18 protein-coding genes and 3 tRNA genes are annotated in these 14,560 nt (G+C 67.4%); 5 read left to right on the top strand and 16 right to left on the bottom strand.

All coding sequences use genetic code 11. The features are described from left to right. The first annotated feature begins 176 nt into the window (after positions 1-176). Both SK803_RS39380 and SK803_RS39385 read left to right on the top strand, forming a co-directional pair. Entirely contained in the window at positions 177-887 is a 711-nt protein-coding gene (locus tag SK803_RS39380; protein ID WP_319971302.1) for a hypothetical protein, read from the top strand. Between the two features lie 144 nt (positions 888-1,031). After that, complete coding sequence (locus tag SK803_RS39385) at positions 1,032-1,229, top strand: class I SAM-dependent methyltransferase (protein WP_319971303.1); 198 nt, start codon at positions 1,032-1,034, stop codon at positions 1,227-1,229. Here SK803_RS39385 and SK803_RS39390 read toward each other — a convergent pair. Then, on the bottom strand, positions 1,206-2,087 hold the full coding sequence (locus SK803_RS39390) for an NAD(P)-dependent oxidoreductase (RefSeq protein WP_319971304.1): 882 nt from the start codon (positions 2,085-2,087) through the stop codon (positions 1,206-1,208). The genes SK803_RS39385 and SK803_RS39390 overlap by 24 nt on opposite strands. An 84-nt stretch (positions 2,088-2,171) precedes the next feature. Between SK803_RS39390 and SK803_RS39395 the strand changes: the two genes are divergently transcribed. Next, positions 2,172-3,152: a GlxA family transcriptional regulator gene (locus SK803_RS39395; protein ID WP_319971305.1), complete on the top strand. Its 981-nt coding sequence runs from the start codon at positions 2,172-2,174 to the stop codon at positions 3,150-3,152. A 61-nt stretch (positions 3,153-3,213) separates the two neighbouring features. Here SK803_RS39395 and rplA read toward each other — a convergent pair whose 3' ends face one another. From rplA to SK803_RS39455, 12 genes are all read right to left on the bottom strand, one after another. Next, positions 3,214-3,924 (bottom strand): 50S ribosomal protein L1, encoded by a 711-nt coding sequence (gene rplA, locus SK803_RS39400; RefSeq protein WP_319971306.1) that lies wholly within the window; start codon positions 3,922-3,924, stop codon positions 3,214-3,216. 77 nt (positions 3,925-4,001) lie between these two features. Beyond that, a complete protein-coding gene (rplK, locus tag SK803_RS39405) occupies positions 4,002-4,436 on the bottom strand; it encodes a 50S ribosomal protein L11 (RefSeq protein WP_065915943.1) in 435 nt (144 codons plus the stop codon). An 87-nt stretch (positions 4,437-4,523) separates the two neighbouring features. Beyond that, positions 4,524-5,324 carry a transcription termination/antitermination protein NusG gene (gene nusG, locus SK803_RS39410; RefSeq protein WP_319971307.1) on the bottom strand — a complete coding sequence of 267 codons (801 nt, stop codon included), beginning with the start codon at positions 5,322-5,324 and terminating at the stop codon, positions 4,524-4,526. 40 nt (positions 5,325-5,364) lie between these two features. Further along, positions 5,365-5,778 (bottom strand): preprotein translocase subunit SecE, encoded by a 414-nt coding sequence (gene secE / locus SK803_RS39415; RefSeq protein ID WP_166044687.1) that lies wholly within the window; start codon positions 5,776-5,778, stop codon positions 5,365-5,367. 37 nt (positions 5,779-5,815) lie between these two features. Beyond that, positions 5,816-5,888 (bottom strand) — tRNA-Trp (locus tag SK803_RS39420). A 236-nt stretch (positions 5,889-6,124) separates the two neighbouring features. Beyond that, a complete protein-coding gene (locus tag SK803_RS39425) occupies positions 6,125-6,532 on the bottom strand; it encodes a MaoC/PaaZ C-terminal domain-containing protein (RefSeq protein WP_319971308.1) in 408 nt (135 codons plus the stop codon). Next, positions 6,529-6,978, bottom strand: a complete 450-nt coding sequence (locus SK803_RS39430; RefSeq protein WP_319971309.1) for a MaoC family dehydratase N-terminal domain-containing protein — start codon at positions 6,976-6,978, stop codon at positions 6,529-6,531. Before SK803_RS39430 ends, SK803_RS39425 begins: the two co-directional genes overlap by 4 nt. 71 nt (positions 6,979-7,049) lie before the next feature. Continuing rightward, positions 7,050-7,214, bottom strand: coding sequence for a 50S ribosomal protein L33 (gene rpmG / locus SK803_RS39435; protein ID WP_015105301.1), 165 nt, complete (start codon positions 7,212-7,214; stop codon positions 7,050-7,052). A 169-nt stretch (positions 7,215-7,383) separates the two neighbouring features. Further along, positions 7,384-7,456: transfer RNA gene (locus SK803_RS39440), tRNA-Met, on the bottom strand. Positions 7,457-7,500: 44 nt separating this feature from the next. Further along, a tRNA-Thr gene (locus tag SK803_RS39445) sits at positions 7,501-7,576 on the bottom strand. Between the two features lie 74 nt (positions 7,577-7,650). Then, positions 7,651-10,257, bottom strand: a complete 2,607-nt coding sequence (locus tag SK803_RS39450; protein WP_319971310.1) for an EAL domain-containing protein — start codon at positions 10,255-10,257, stop codon at positions 7,651-7,653. Positions 10,258-10,416: 159 nt separating this feature from the next. Continuing rightward, on the bottom strand, positions 10,417-11,169 hold the full coding sequence (locus tag SK803_RS39455) for a PhzF family phenazine biosynthesis protein (RefSeq protein ID WP_319971311.1): 753 nt from the start codon (positions 11,167-11,169) through the stop codon (positions 10,417-10,419). Between the two features lie 29 nt (positions 11,170-11,198). Here SK803_RS39455 and SK803_RS39460 point away from each other — a divergent pair, with 29 nt between their 5' ends. Continuing rightward, on the top strand, positions 11,199-12,017 hold the full coding sequence (locus tag SK803_RS39460) for a GNAT family N-acetyltransferase (RefSeq protein WP_319971312.1): 819 nt from the start codon (positions 11,199-11,201) through the stop codon (positions 12,015-12,017). 113 nt (positions 12,018-12,130) lie between these two features. Next, a complete protein-coding gene (locus SK803_RS39465; protein WP_319971313.1) occupies positions 12,131-12,367 on the top strand; it encodes a hypothetical protein in 237 nt (78 codons plus the stop codon). Between the two features lie 111 nt (positions 12,368-12,478). Here SK803_RS39465 and SK803_RS39470 read toward each other — a convergent pair whose 3' ends face one another. The 3 genes from SK803_RS39470 to SK803_RS39480 all read right to left on the bottom strand — a co-directional run bounded on the left by SK803_RS39470 (position 12,479) and on the right by SK803_RS39480 (position 14,537). Continuing rightward, the gene (locus SK803_RS39470) at positions 12,479-12,904 is read right to left on the bottom strand and encodes a carboxymuconolactone decarboxylase family protein (protein ID WP_319971314.1); all 426 of its coding nucleotides are present in this window, start codon (positions 12,902-12,904) and stop codon (positions 12,479-12,481) included. 83 nt (positions 12,905-12,987) lie between these two features. Further along, positions 12,988-13,722, bottom strand: a complete 735-nt coding sequence (locus tag SK803_RS39475; protein ID WP_319971315.1) for an SDR family NAD(P)-dependent oxidoreductase — start codon at positions 13,720-13,722, stop codon at positions 12,988-12,990. Next, positions 13,719-14,537 carry an NAD(P)-dependent oxidoreductase gene (locus SK803_RS39480; protein ID WP_319971316.1) on the bottom strand — a complete coding sequence of 273 codons (819 nt, stop codon included), beginning with the start codon at positions 14,535-14,537 and terminating at the stop codon, positions 13,719-13,721. The genes SK803_RS39475 and SK803_RS39480 overlap by 4 nt, the downstream gene beginning before the upstream one ends. Between the last annotated feature and the right edge of the window lie 23 nt (positions 14,538-14,560).

Raw genomic sequence — 14,560 nt, forward strand, 5'->3', positions numbered from 1 at the left:
CTCGCGCACAAGCAGCACGGGGCGTCGCAAGACTGACCTCGTCCTCCCTGCGCGGGCCGCCCGTGTTGCAACGGGGCCTTCGCTCTCCTTGCGGAGAACACCTGCGGTCTTCGGTAGAACCGGGACTGAGAGTACGCGAGTCGTGTCCGCCGAACCAAATCGGCATGATGTGACCTGTGACAGACGAGCCCGGCAAGGATCTCGCGCCCCGCCAGCCGCAGCCCCAGCCGCAGCCTCCTGCTCCTCAGGTGGACCCGGAGCAGCTCCGGCAGTTCCAGGAGTTCCAGCGCTTCCAGGAATACCAGCGCTACCAGGAGGCCACGGGCCAGGCGCCCCAGGCTCCGAAGCAGCAGGGCAAGCGCTGGTGGCTCGTCGTGCTGGGCAGCCGGATCTTCTGGCGCTCGCTCTTCTTCGTGCTCGTCATCGGCTCCATCATCTGGGCCTACAACCACTTCTTCGGCGTCGACGACCCCGGCGACATCGCCCAGGACAGCGGCGGCGTGACCGGCCCGGCCCAGGGCCTCTCCGCCCCCGCCGGCCTGCAGGGCACCGTCGGCATGTTCTACAAGCACGTCTCGTTCGCCGACACGACCCGTGCCTGCACGCTCTTCCTGCGCGACGACACCCGTCAGAAGTTCGCGAACGGTTACGGCGCAAGCGATTGCGCCGAGGCGGTCAAGACCCTGAAGACCAGGGTGACCAGCGTCGACAAGTACCAGCAGGTCATGTTCCCGCCGGACATGCTCAAGACGCCGACCAGCACCACGGTCACCATCGACTCCTGCGCCCTGACCGTCGAAGGCGGCCCGCGCCTGGGCACGTTCGTGGTGGAGAAGATCAAGAACGGCTGGGTGATCACCGACTGGTCCCCCAGCACCTGTGGTTGATTTGGGTGCATGGCAAACGCACTGGGGGCCCAGCCCCGACAAGGCCGCGTACATGGACAACGTGGCCGCGGCCGCAGATGGTCGACGCGGCGAGCGAGCGATTTCGCGACCACCCGCAGATCGAGATCCACCTCGCCGGCCGCAGTGCTGTCCGGACTCCTGCGGGTGCTCGAGCCGGGCGGCCTGCTGCGGATCGGCGAACCGGACTGGGACGGGCTCACCGTCGACGGCGATCTGGAGATGAACCGCGCGGACGGCGGACGCTGGCTGACCGAACTCCAGGCCGGCGACTTCCTGGCGGCACCGCTGATGTTCCTGCTAGCTGCGCGCAAACCGTGGTGAGACAACGCTGAACGACTCGACGGCACGAGCGAGGCTCAGAGCGCCGTGCCCCTCGGCGACCTGCTGGTCGACCAACGCCTTGAGCGAGTCGAGCGCGGCGAAGGGAACGCCCTGCGCCTCGGTGGCCCGGATGAGCGTGGCCAGCCCTGACTGGTTCATGGCCAGGCTCGACTCCTCGGTGCCGTACTTCTCGCTGTCGATCTCCTCGGCGAACGTGACCAGCGCGGGCTGCAGGTCCGTCAGCCAGGACAACATCATCGGCGTGAGCTCGGTGGCCTTGATGCCACCGGCTCGCGCCAGCGCCGCCGCGTGCAGGAAGCCGCCGATCAGGCCGTACATCCCGGAGAGGATCGCCACGTCGTACCCGGAGGCACGGCCAGCATCCACACCCAGGAACGTGACCTTTCCCAGCAACGCCAACTGCTTCTGCCAACGTTCGTGCACGGCCGCCGAGCCGCTGTAGATGATCGACGACTCGGCGGTGCCGAACGTCTGCGGCACCGCGTAGACCGCGCCGTGCAGGTACTCCGCCCCGTTCTCCGCAGCCCATTCGGCGAGTTCGCGCGCCTCGTCAGGAGTGCCGGAGGTGAGGTTCACCAGCGCCCGCCCGCGCACGTCCACACCGCGCAGAACCTGTTGTGCCGCTTGGTGATCCAGGACGGCAACAACCACGAGCTCACTGGCCGCCACCGCTTCGGCCGCGGTGCCGGCCGAGCTCGCCCCGTTCGCCAAGAGTTCGGAAGCCTTTGCGGCAGAACGGTTCCAGACCGTGGTGGAGTGGCCGCCCCGCAGAAAGGTCTGCGCCAGCGCACGTCCGAGGTTGCCGAGACCCAGCACGGTGATCGCTTCAGATGTCATGCGTCCAGCTTCACCGCGCGTGATCAACTCAACCAGTGACCGGAATGACCCCTTTCACCAAATTCCTGCCATAGGCTGGAGTTCATGAGCGCTGGATCCGTCGCCCTGATCGTTCCCAGCGACTTCGGCGTCATGGACCTCTACGAGCTGGGCATCCCCGCCGCCGTCTTCGGCACGCCACAACCCGACCTCGCCGACCCCTGGTACGAGATGTGGTTGTGCGGCACCGGAACCCGCACGCGGGACACCGATCCAGGCTTCACCCTGCACAGCACCCGCAGCCTCGACGACGTGGTGAACGCGGACACCGTCATGGTGTCGTGGGTGCCGGAGGAGGTCATCGAGGAGAACGCACCCGTCCCGCCCGAACTGGTCTCGGCGCTGCGCAAGGCGCACGACAACGGCGCACGAATCGTGTCAGCGTGCGTCGGGGCCTACGCACTCGCCGAAGCCGGCCTGCTCGACGGACGACGAGCCACCGCGCACTGGATGCACACCGCCCTGCTGGCCGAGCGCTACCCGAAGATCCAGGTAGACGACTCCGTGCTCTACGTCGACGAGGGCGACGTCCTGACCAGCGCGGGCATGACCGCCGGACTGGATCTCTGCCTGCACCTGGTGCGCCGCGACCTGGGCGCCCACGTCGCCAACCAACTGGCCCGCCGGATGGTCGTGCCAGGACACCGCCCCGGCAACCGCAGCCAGTACGTCGACCTCTCCGTCCCCGTCAGCGACGAACAGGGCCTGGAGCCGGTGCTCGACTGGGCCCGCGCCCGCCTCGACGAGCCGCTGACGATCGAGGACCTGGCCCGCCGCGCCGCCATGAGCCCGCGAACCTTCTACCGCCGGCTCCACGCCACCACCGGCACGACACCGCTGCAATGGCTGCTCAACGAACGCATCGCCAGGGCCCAGGCGTTGCTGGAGTCCACCGACCTGTCCGTGGAGAAGATCGCGGGGTTGAGCGGCATCGGCACGGCCAACAACCTCCGGCACCACTTCCTGAAGCAGGTCGGGGCGTCTCCCACCGACTACCGGCAAGGGTTCCCGCGCCACCAGCGCTGAACGCGGAAAGGCCCCCGGCAACCGCCGGGGGCCTTTCTCAGCTAGCTGGAACCGGGGAGGCTCAGGCCTCGTCCACCAGCATGTTGCGGGTGCGGTTCGGGTCAACCGGGATGCCAGGGCCCATCGTCGTGGAGACGGTGACCTTCTTGACGTACCGGCCCTTGGCCGCGGACGGCTTCGCACGGAGGATCTCGTCCAGAGCGGCCGCGTAGTTCTCGACCAGCTTCTCGGACTCGAACGAGACCTTGCCGATGACGAAGTGCAGGTTGGCCTGCTTGTCAACGCGGAAGTTGATCTTTCCGCCCTTGATCTCGTTCACGGCCTTCGCGACCTCGGGGGTCACCGTGCCGGTCTTCGGGTTCGGCATCAGGCCACGCGGGCCCAGGATGCGAGCGATGCGACCGACCTTCGCCATCTGGTCGGGGGTCGCGATCGCGGCGTCGAAGTCGAGCCAGCCACCCTGGATGCGCTCGATCAGGTCCTCGGAGCCAACGGCGTCCGCACCGGCGGCCTCGGCCTCAGCGGCCTTGTCACCGGTTGCGAAGACGATCACGCGGGCGGTCTTGCCCGTACCGTGCGGCAGGTTCACGGTGCCGCGGACCATCTGGTCGGCCTTGCGAGGGTCGACGCCGAGGCAGATCGCGACCTCGACGGTGGCGTCCAGCTTCACCTTGGACGTTTCCTTGGCGAGCTTGGCGGCCTCCAGCGGCGAGTACAGCCGCTCACGGTCCACCAGCTCGGCGGCGGCCTTGTAGGCCTTGCTGCGCTTCATAACTCTGTCCTTCGTGGATCAGTTCGTGGTGAATGAGCCGCGCTCGGCTCTCCCACGCTTGCTAAAAGAGGGTGTGATCAGCCTTCGACCGTGATGCCCATGGAACGGGCGGTGCCGGCGATGATCTTCGCGGCCTGGTCGATGTCGTTCGCGTTCAGGTCGACCATCTTGGTCTGGGCGATCTGGCGCACCTGCTCCATGGTCACCTTGGCGACCTTGACGCGGTGCGGCTCGCCCGAGCCCTTGTCGACACCGGCAGCGGCGAGGATGAGCCTCGCGGCGGGCGGGGTCTTGAGCTTGAAGTCGAACGAACGGTCTTCGTACACGGAGATCTCAACCGGCACGACCTGACCGCGCTGCGACTCGGTCGCGGCGTTGTAGGCCTTGCAGAACTCCATGATGTTGACGCCGTGCTGACCCAGCGCGGGACCAACGGGCGGCGCCGGGTTGGCGGCACCAGCCTTGATCTGCAGCTTGATGATCGCTGACAGCTTCTTCTTCTTGGGTGGCATTGTCCGTACTTCCTGTTATTGCGGTGTCCGCGCGCGGCCCTGCCAGCCGCAGCGTGGCCGATCGACCTCTCCGAGAGGAGAGATCGCTCAGATCTTTGAGACCTGGCTGAACGACAGCTCGACCGGCGTCTCCCGGCCGAAGATCGACACCAGGACCTTCAGCTTCTGGCCGTCCGCGTTGACCTCGCTGATCGTGGCGGGCAGCGTGGCGAACGGGCCGTCCATGACGGTGACCGACTCGCCGACCTCGAAGTCGACCTCGATGGTCGGCTTCGGTGCACTGGTGGAGGCGGCCTTCTTGCCCTCGGCCGGCTTCTGCTCACCCTGGGGGAGCAGGAACTTCAGCACCTCGTCGATCGTGAGGGGCGAGGGCTTCGAGGTGGCTCCGACGAACCCGGTGACGCCCGGCGTGTTGCGGACGGCGCTCCAGGACGCGTCGGTGAGCTCCATGCGGACCAGGATGTAGCCGGGCAGCACCTTGCGCTGCACCAGCTTGCGCTGGCCGTTCTTGATCTCGGTGACCTCTTCGGTCGGCACCTCGACCTGGAAGATGTAGTCCTCCATGTCGAGCGTGTGGATACGAGTCTCGAGGTTCGCCTTGACCTTGTTCTCGTAACCGGCGTACGAGTGCACGACGTACCAGTCGCCGGGCGCGTGGCGCAGGGCCTGACGCAGCTCTTCGGCGGGGTCCGCGATCTCTTCGTCGATCGGCGTCTCGTCGATCGCCAGCACGTCGACGTCGCCGTCCTCGGAGGAGGCGGTCGCGTCGGTCTCGGCGGTGTCCGTGTCCTCCGACTCGACCGTCTCGTCGACAGCGGTGTCCTCGGACACCTCGTCGTCGGTGAGGTCGGTCAGCTCCTGGGCGTCGACGCCGTTATCGGAGGTCACTGTGGATCTCGCTTCCTGATTGCAGCGGCAGCTGTCCGGCTCAGCCGAACAACTCGAAAACAGCCGCGCCGAAGCCGAGGTCGAGAGCCCACACCAGCGCAACCATGAACACCACGAACACCAGGACGACGCCGGTGTACGTGACGAGCTGCTTGCGCGTCGGCCAGATCACCTTGCGGAGTTCGCCGACGACCTCGCGGATGTAGCGGAAGCCCCGCCCGATCAGCGAGGGACGCTTCTCCTGTCCTTCACGGGTCTTGGTCGGGCGACCCTTCTTCGCGTCCTCGTCCGACTCGTCGGACTTGACGACGCTCTTCTTCGACTCAGCGCTGCTGCCGTCCTTGCGGGCGGCCGGGCGGGAGGAGGCACGACGTTCACGTCGCGCCGCAGCAGTGGACGGCCGGACAGCGCCTTCGCGCTCCTCCGGCTGGTCCTGCTCGCGGCCCTCGCTCATGCCGTGCCTCCACTCCACCCATGACGCGCTTCGACAGCAGGGGCGACAGGACTTGAACCTGCAACCTGCGGTTTTGGAGACCGCTGCTCTGCCAGTTGAGCTACACCCCTTTGAGATCTCTCCTGAGATCCCCTGGCCAAGCAGGAAGTGTACGGGAGCCTGCCCCGTCCATTCCAACCAGACCGCTCAAGCACTTGCCGAGCGGCCTGTCGCACAGCCTACCCACACGCGAACCGAGAAGACGAATCAGGGTCGTGCAACCGAAGCACCGCGGGGCCCCGAATCTCCCGTGAGCACGGCAAACACCACCGGACCGGGCCGTCCGGTGGTGTCCTTGATCACATGATCAACCGACGCGCACGCGGGCGAAGGCGCCCGTCAACACCGACTTGCCGTCAAAAGCCGCGTTGATGTTGACCTTCACAGTTCCGTCCTCGAAGTCCTTGGTGACCTTCGCGGTCACCTCGACCAGCGCACCCTCGTCGTCGTTGGGCACCACGACCGGCCGGCCGAACCGGCAGCCGTACTCGACGATCGCGCCGGGGTCGCCGATCCACTCCGCGACGATCCGCGAGGCCACGGCCATGGTCAGCATGCCGTGCGCGATCACGTCCGGGAGGCCGACGTCCTTCGCGGTCTTCTCGTTCCAGTGGATGGGGTTGAAGTCCAGCGAGGCGCCCGCGTAGCGCACCAGGTCGTCGCGCTTGAGGCGCACGGACAGCGCCGGCAGTTCCGTTCCGACTTCGACGGTCATGCGTCCTCTCCCCTCACGACGAGCATCGACTTGGCGGTGGCGACGGGCTCGCCGTCGACAGTGGTGATCTCGGTCCGCACGGTCACCATGTCGTTGCCCATGCGGGACGTGATGGCGTCGATGTGGGCGGTGCAGAGGAGCTGGTCGCCCGCGGTGATGGGCCGGTGGTGCGTGAAGTTCTGGTCGCCGTGCACGACGCGGCTGTAGTCGAGCTTCAGCTCCGGGTCGAACATGACCGTCTCGTTCGTCTTCATCGACACCACGATCGCGAACGTCGGCGGTGCGATGACGTCCCTGTGCCCCAACGCCTTCGCCGCCTCAGCGTCGCGGTAGGCCGGGCTGGTCGCGCCGATCGCGTCGGCGAACTCGCGGATCTTCTCGCGGCTCACGTCGTACGGCGTCGACGGCGGATAACTACGTCCGGTGAAAGCGGGGTCGAGAGGCACCGAAGGAGCCTATATGCGACGAGGCCCGCCCCACGTGTGGGACGGGCCTCGTCGAAGACTTCGCTACGCGCTCAGCGGGTTTCCTTGTGCGCGCGGTGCGTCTTGCAGTTCGGGCAGAACTTCTTGATCTCCAGGCGGTCCGGGTCGTTGCGCCGGTTCTTCCTGGTGATGTAGTTCCGGTGCTTGCACTCCTCGCACGCGAGGGTGATCTTCGGGCGTACGTCGGTTGCAGCCACGGTCCTTGCCTTCCTGAGAGCACACGGGCCCCGAGAACCCAGTCCGGGCTTACCGGCTGGCGGGGGTGGGCAACGAGGTTGCTGCCCAGGGGTGTGGGGGCTTGGCCCCCAAAATCATGCGGAGCGAGGACGGTCGGCGCTTTCCGCCGACAGACCACGCCCACTCGCGTAGCGGTGGCCGGACTTGAACCGGCGACACAGCGATTATGAGCCGCTTGCTCTACCAACTGAGCTACACCGCTTTAACACAACTACAAGCCGCAGCGCTCAGCACTGCGGCCAGTAGTGGAGCCCCTTTACGGAATCGAACCGTAGACCTTCTCCTTACCATGGAGACGCTCTGCCGACTGAGCTAAAGGGGCTTGCTCTTTCGTTCTTGCCGAGCGAGGAGAACTCTACAACACCCGTCCACCAAGAACGAAATCCGGGGGTGCCTCTAGTGCACCAGCGTGAGCACCGTCTCATCACGAGCACCCCTGACCTGCACCGTTCGGGCGCGCAGCCAGGCCTCGAAGCGATCTTCGGAGAGCGGCCGGGAGATCAGGTAGCCCTGGGCCACATCGCAGCCCATGCCGACCAACTGGTCGCGCGCGGCGTCGTCCTCAACGCCCTCCGCCACGACCACGAGACCGAGCGAGTGCCCGAGCTCCACGATCGACCGGACCACGGCCATGTCGCCGAGGTCCGTGCCCATCCCGAGCACGAACGACTTGTCGATCTTCACCTCGTCCACCGGCAGCTGTCGCAGGTACGCGAGTGACGAGTAGCCGGTGCCGAAGTCGTCGACCGCCAGCACGACGCCGATCGCGTGCAGGCGCCGCAGCACCGGCAGAGCGCGCTCGGGATCGGCCATGACGCCCGATTCGGTGAGCTCGAAGGTCAGCAGCCCGGACGGCACGCCGTGGCGTTCGAGAGCCGCCGACACGCGGTTCGGGAAGTCCTCGTCGCCCAGCGTCCGCACGGACAGGTTGACCGCGATGGACATCCGCAGCCCGCGGTCGAGCCAGCGGCGCACGCGTTCGAGAGCGCGGTCCATCACGAAGTCCGTCAGCACGTCCACGAGACCGGTGGCCTCGACGGCGGGCACGAACTCGTCGGGGTCGACGCGGCCGAACTCCGGATGTGTCCAGCGCACCAACGCTTCCGCGCCCACCACCTGACGTGACGGCAGCGCCACCTTCGGCTGGTAGTGCACGGAGATCTGCCCGGTCTCGACGGCCTGGCGGAACTGCGTGACGAGCTGGAAGCGGCGCAGGAACAGGTGGCCCATGGAAGGCGCGTAGGCCTTCACCGGCGTGCCTTCCGACGTGGCGCGCACGGCGACGTCTGCCCGCTGCAGCAACACGTCCGGGTCCGGGTCCTCGGTCTCGGAGTCCGCTTTGGACGCGTATCCGACGACCGCGGAAGCCTCGACCGTGAGCCGGTCGACGGGATAGGGCACGGAAAGCCCGGCGCGCAGCCGTTCCGCGATCTCGTGGGCGTCGCCCGCACGCGAGTCGTCGAGGTACGCGGCGAACGCGCCACCTTCCAGGCGCGCCAGCGGCACGTCAGCCCCGAGCGCGTCACGCAGCCGGCGACCGGCCGCGACGACCATGCGGTTGCCCCAGGCCTGGCCCAACGCATCGGACACGGTCGACAGGATGTCGAGGTCGATGCGCAGCACCACTCCCTTCTGGGATTCGCGCAACGGCTCGGCGCAGGCCTCGCGGAGGCCGGGCCGGTTCAGCAGGCCGGTCAGCGGGTCGTGGTAGGCGTCGTGGCGCAGGCGGGCCAGCAGACGCCGGTTGTCGACGGCCGTCGCGAGGTGCGAGGCCAGGGTCCTGAGCAGCTGGATGTCCGCCTTGCCGAAACCGCGCCACCGGGACAACCGGTCGTGCGCCTCGACCGCACCGAGCAGCTGGGTCGCGCCGCGCAACGGAACTACCAGCGCTTCTTGTGCATCGCGGCGCAACAAGGCTTCCGTGACGTCTTCGGTCGCATCGGCCACGCGGTAATAACGGACGTGCGTGCCGGGCAGCTGGAGAACGGGGTCCTCGCGCACGGCTCGCGGGTCTGTCGCGGTCATCTCGTCGGGCAGCGGTTCGCCGGCGACGAGGGTGATCATGGCTTCCTGCGGGTCGGTGCGCAGGCGCAGCACGACCCTGTTCGCGTTGAGCTGCTCGCGGATGCGTTCCGCGATGAGCTGCCACTCGTCCTCTTCCACGCCCGTGGTGAGGTCGTCGTCGGGCTGGCGCGGTCCGGTGCCGTGCTGTCCCGACCTCGCGACACGAAGGCTGACCTCGCTCAACGCCTCCAGGTCGCGCTGTTCGCGCAGCAGCCCGGAGTAGGCGAGGTAGGTGGCCACGATGCCCGCGAGCACCAGGATGATCAGGGCGGCGCCCCACGGCGTGGTGGCGACGATCTGGTAGCCGACGAGGCCGGCCGAGGTGTTCAGCAGTGCGACGACCAGCGTCTGCAGCACGAGACGGACGCTGTTGCCGACGCGCATCGACTTGCCCATGAGGCGCAACGCGCAGAGGCCCAGCACGCTCGCGAGCAGTGGCACGGTGATCGTGCCGACGAAGGCACCTGCCCAGAACGGTCCGCCCGCGCCGATCATCCGGTTCACGGCCTCGGCGGCCGCGAACGCCACGGAGATCTCCATGAACATGAGGCCCGCGTTGTACACGGCGCGGTCCAGGATCCGGCGGCCGAGCAACGTGCCCACGCCCGCGACCACGTGCGCGGCGAGCACGACCTCGAACGGGGCTACCAGCAACCCCAGCACCAGCGGGATCTCGGTGAAGGAGATCGTCCACGCGACGCCGCTGCGGACGTCGACGTTGATCGCGAGCTGCTCCGCCAGCAGGAAGCCGACGACGAGCAGGGGGCCGATCCAGAAGAGAGAGGTGGTCTCCTTCTCCGGCAGCCAGGCCGCGACCATGCCCGCGCAAACGACGCCTGCCACCAGGAGGGTGACGGCGAACGCGCTGAACGCGCGGTTGGTCGACTTGGCCGACCAGGCGGCCGAGTCCGACACGGGGGCCGACGCTCGGTCGGACATCCAGCCTCCTCGTCGGCCTGGGGTGGGGGGACCTCTAGGCGTGACTGAGGGGTCCCGCACTTGGCGATCAGGACCCCTCCAGGGGCACCAATGTACCCCGCTCGGGGGACGAAATGGCAGGTCGAGCACGCCTGGTGACTTCGATTCACCCAGACGTGGTTACACGCTCAGGTGCCCCCGGAGCACCGTCACGGCCTGCCCCGAGAGCAGTACGCGATCTTGGACGAGGGTGGTCCGCACGAACCCTCCACGGGGTGACGCCTGCTCCGCCAGCAGGTCAGCGCGCTGGAGCCGCGCCACCCAATAGGACGCCAGCGTGCAGTGGGCCGAACCGGTGACGGGGTCCTCCGGGATGCCGACGGACGGATAGAAACATCGACTCACGATGTCCGCGTCGCCGTCGCCGACCGCCGTCACGATTACTCCACGTGACGGGATCTGTGTCAGTCCTTGGACATCAGGTCGCAAGGAACGGACTTCCGCGGCGCTTTCCAACTCGATCAGGTAGTCGAAGCGCCCGCGCGAGACGGACTTGATCGTCGCATGTGGAAGCGCCGCTGCTAGTCCGATTGGCGGGTCAGTCAACTCTGGAGGGTCCGCCGGGAAGTCCATCCGGGTCCACCCATCGTCATATACGCATGTGAGGACTCCACTACGCGTGGTGAACTTCTGCTCACCACCCAGGACGTGCGAGGTGGCGAGGGTGGCGTGCCCGCACAGGTCGACCTCGACCTCGGGCGTGAACCAGCGCAGGTGGTTGTCCGGGGTGACGAAGGCCGTTTCGGCGTGCTTCATCTCGGCGGCGACCTGCTGCATCCAGGCGTCGTCACGCGGTTCGGTCAGGAGCACGACGCCGGCGGGGTTGCCCGCGAAAGGCTTGTCGGTGAACGAATCCACCACGTAGATCTCCACGGCCCGACCCTGCCATGCTCAGATGGGGCGTGACCGAGATTTTCGCTTACCGCGAGACAGATCCGGACTCCCTCCTCCTCACCTGGGGCGCTCGGCGCACGCACAGCCTGACCTGGCACCCCGGCTGCGACCTGCCGGCGTTGCTCGACGAATGGGAAACCCGCCTCACCGGCCTGGACGACCCGGAGACCGTGGCGATCGTGACCGTGCCGAGCCACGAGACAGCCGCCGCCCTGCCGTTGATCCACCACGGCTTCGCGCCGCTCACGGTGATCGCCGAACGTCTCGCCGGACGCTCCCCCGCGGCGCGGCCGTCCAGCGCGCGCATCCGTCCCGCGACTTCCGCCGACCTGGACGTCGCCGTCGAACTGAACATGCACACCGTCCGGTACGACGCCGCGTTCGGCCTGGTCACCGAACGCCCGAACACGGCGGAACACCTGCGGACCGCGCTGGCCGAGGTGCTCGGCCGCGACCACGAGGCGATGTGGCTCGCCGTCCTGGACGACACGCCCGTCGGCATGATCTACGTCGACATGCCGCAGGACGCGGGATGGATGGAGCGGTTCGCCACGGCACACCCGTTCGCGTATCTCGGGCATCTCGGTGTCCGGCCGGACGTGCGGGGCAGCGGAGCGGGCAGTGCTCTCGCGGCGCACGCACACGCCGTTCTGGACGACGCCGGCGTGGCGTCGACGCTGCTCCACCACGCTCTGCCGAACCCGCGCTCGACGCCGTTCTGGTACTCGAACGGCTACCGGCCGCGCTGGACGGCCTGGGCTCGCCGCCCCGCGTTGCGCTCTTCGACCGGCGTGTCTTCGCTACCCGAACGGCCTAGTGGGACATGATCTACCCGTTCACACAAGCGAAGAACCCGAACGAACCCGTACTTGTGGAACGAATCCGGCCTCTATATCGACAAAGGGGTAGCGGATTCGGACACCACACCTGGGGGGTCGAGATGGAACTCAGCGGAAGAGCCAGAGCGATGCTGCGGGCTGTCGCCGCGGGACGTGCCGAGGTCACCGGCGGCAGAGAGCCCGAACTGTACGTCGACGGACTGCCCTGTTGCGACCAAATGGCGACGCACGACCTCGTGCACGCGGGCTTGCTGCGCCCCATGCGGCCGACGAGCTTCGGTCTGCGGGTCTGCGCGGAACTGACCGACGACGGACGAGCGGCGCTCGCCGCCAGCTGACCGGCGCGTTGATCGCCCAATCATCGAACATCTGTTCGATATGGGGTATGCTCCGCGCTGAGGCCGGCACGCAAGAGAGAGGAAGCTCTTGCGCGCCGGCTTCAACCTTCTTCAGGCCACCTGCTGCTCCGTGGCGACGTTCATCCGGTTCCACAGGTTGATCGCGCCGATGGCGATCACGAGGCCCGCGAGCTGCTCCTCGCTGTAGTGCTTCGCCACCTCGTTCCACACGTCGTCGCTCACGTGCACGTGCGTCATCTCCTCGGCGAGCGCGAACCCCGCCTTCTCCGCCTCCGTGTAGTGCGGGGCGTCCCTCCAGTCGGCGACAGCGCTGACCTTCTCCTCCGCCACGTTCGCCTTGCGCAGCAGGTCGGAGTGGTACTCGATGCACCTGCCGCAGCCGTTCATGATGCTGACCCGCAGGCAGATCAACTCGACGTAGTCCTCGTCCAGCCCCGTCTTCCCGGCGGCCGCGGACAGGTCCAGCAGCGCCTGCATCGCGCCGGGCACGGACATGATCGGGTTGGCGATCCTCATCTTCGTTCTCCCTGTCTTCGTCGTCTTCTGCTTGGTCGACCCGGCAGGCGACGCGGGTGTGACAGGTCGTTCGAAGATTTTTTCTACGCGTGGATCCCCTGGCCGAGCCCTCCGTCGACCGGCAGGTCCGCGCCCGTGGTGAAGGTGGCCTCGAACGCCAGGAAGAGCACGGCGTCGGCCACCTCGTTCGCGTCGCCGTGCCGTTTGAGCGGCGTGATCTCGTCGCCTTCCTGTTTGAAAGCCTCGAGGACGTCCTGCGGCACACCGCTGACGCCCATCGACGGCGTGTCGATGAAGCCGGGGCTGACCACGTTGACCCGGATGTTCCGCGGTGCCAGCTCCGCCGCGAACGACCGGCCGAACGACCGCACCGCCGCCTTGGCCCCGGAGTAGGCACTCAGCCCCTTCGCCCCACCGGTCTGCGCGATCGACGTGGTGAAGACGATCGACCCGCCTTCCCTGATAAGCGGCGCAAGCTGCTGCACGGTGAAGAACGCACCTTTGGTGTTCACGTCGAACGTGCGGTCGTAGTCGTCGGGCGTGACGTCCGCGAATCCGTACAGCGTCGCGTAGCCGACGTTGATGAAGAGCAGGTCGATGCCGCCCAGCCGCTCCTCGACCTCCTGCCTGAGCTTGGCGATGTCCTCGAGGTTCGCCGCGTCCGAGGCGATGGCGTGCGCCTTGATGCCCTCCGCCTTGTCCGTGGTGCGACCGGTGAGCAGCACTTCGGCACCGCCCTCGATCAGCTTGTCGACCACCGCGCGGCCCATGCCGTGGGTGCCGCCCGTGACGACGACCTTCTTCCCCAGGTACTTCACTTCCGGATCACCTCGATGACACTCGCGATGCTGTGCGCGCCGTGGCCGTCGCGCTGGGCTCGTTCGAACAGGTCGTGCAGGGCCTGCGGAATCGTGGTGTCGAGGCCTTGTTCCCGGTTGGCCTCGGTGAGCAGGCGCAGTCCCGACACGTTGATGTCCAAAGCGGACACGTCGGTCTCGTAGTTCCTGTGCTGGGTCACCTCGCCCATCTCGGGCAACATGGCGCCGAGCTCGTTCAGCCAGTCGGCGACCATCGGCGTGAACCGCTCCGGCGCGATGCCCTCGGTGCCCATCAACGCGACCGCCTGCAGGTAGCCGCCGAAGGCCGCCCACATGATGCCGAGCAGGGCCAGGTCGTAGAGCGCGGCCAGTCCCGCGTCCGCACCCACGTGGACGGGCTCGCCGAACACGTCGAGCACGTGGTGGTTCTCGTTGCCGCTGAACAGGATCCGCGCCTTCGGGGTGCCGACCTGCTGAGGCACGGCCATGATCACGCCGTCGACGTACTCGACGCCGTTCTCCTTCGCCCACCGCGCGGTGGCACGGGCCTGTTCCGGCGTACCGGACGTCAGGTTGACCAGAATCTTGATCTCGTTGGTGAGCAACGGCTGCTGAACTTCATACGTGGACAGGCAGGTGACGACGACGTCGCTCTTGAACGCTTCTTCCGCCGTGGCAACACTTCTGGCGCCCTGCAACGTCTTGGGCGTCCGGTTCCACACGGTCACTTCGTAGCCCTCGTTCACGAGGGCGTTGGCGAGCGCGCTGCCCATCCGGCCGAGGCCGAGCACGCTCACGGTTTTCTTGATCCCCATGCCGGCAATGCTGGTTCTGGCAC

The organism is Lentzea miocenica, assembly GCF_033949945.1.
In the GTDB taxonomy this organism is placed as follows: domain Bacteria; phylum Actinomycetota; class Actinomycetes; order Mycobacteriales; family Pseudonocardiaceae; genus Lentzea; species Lentzea miocenica.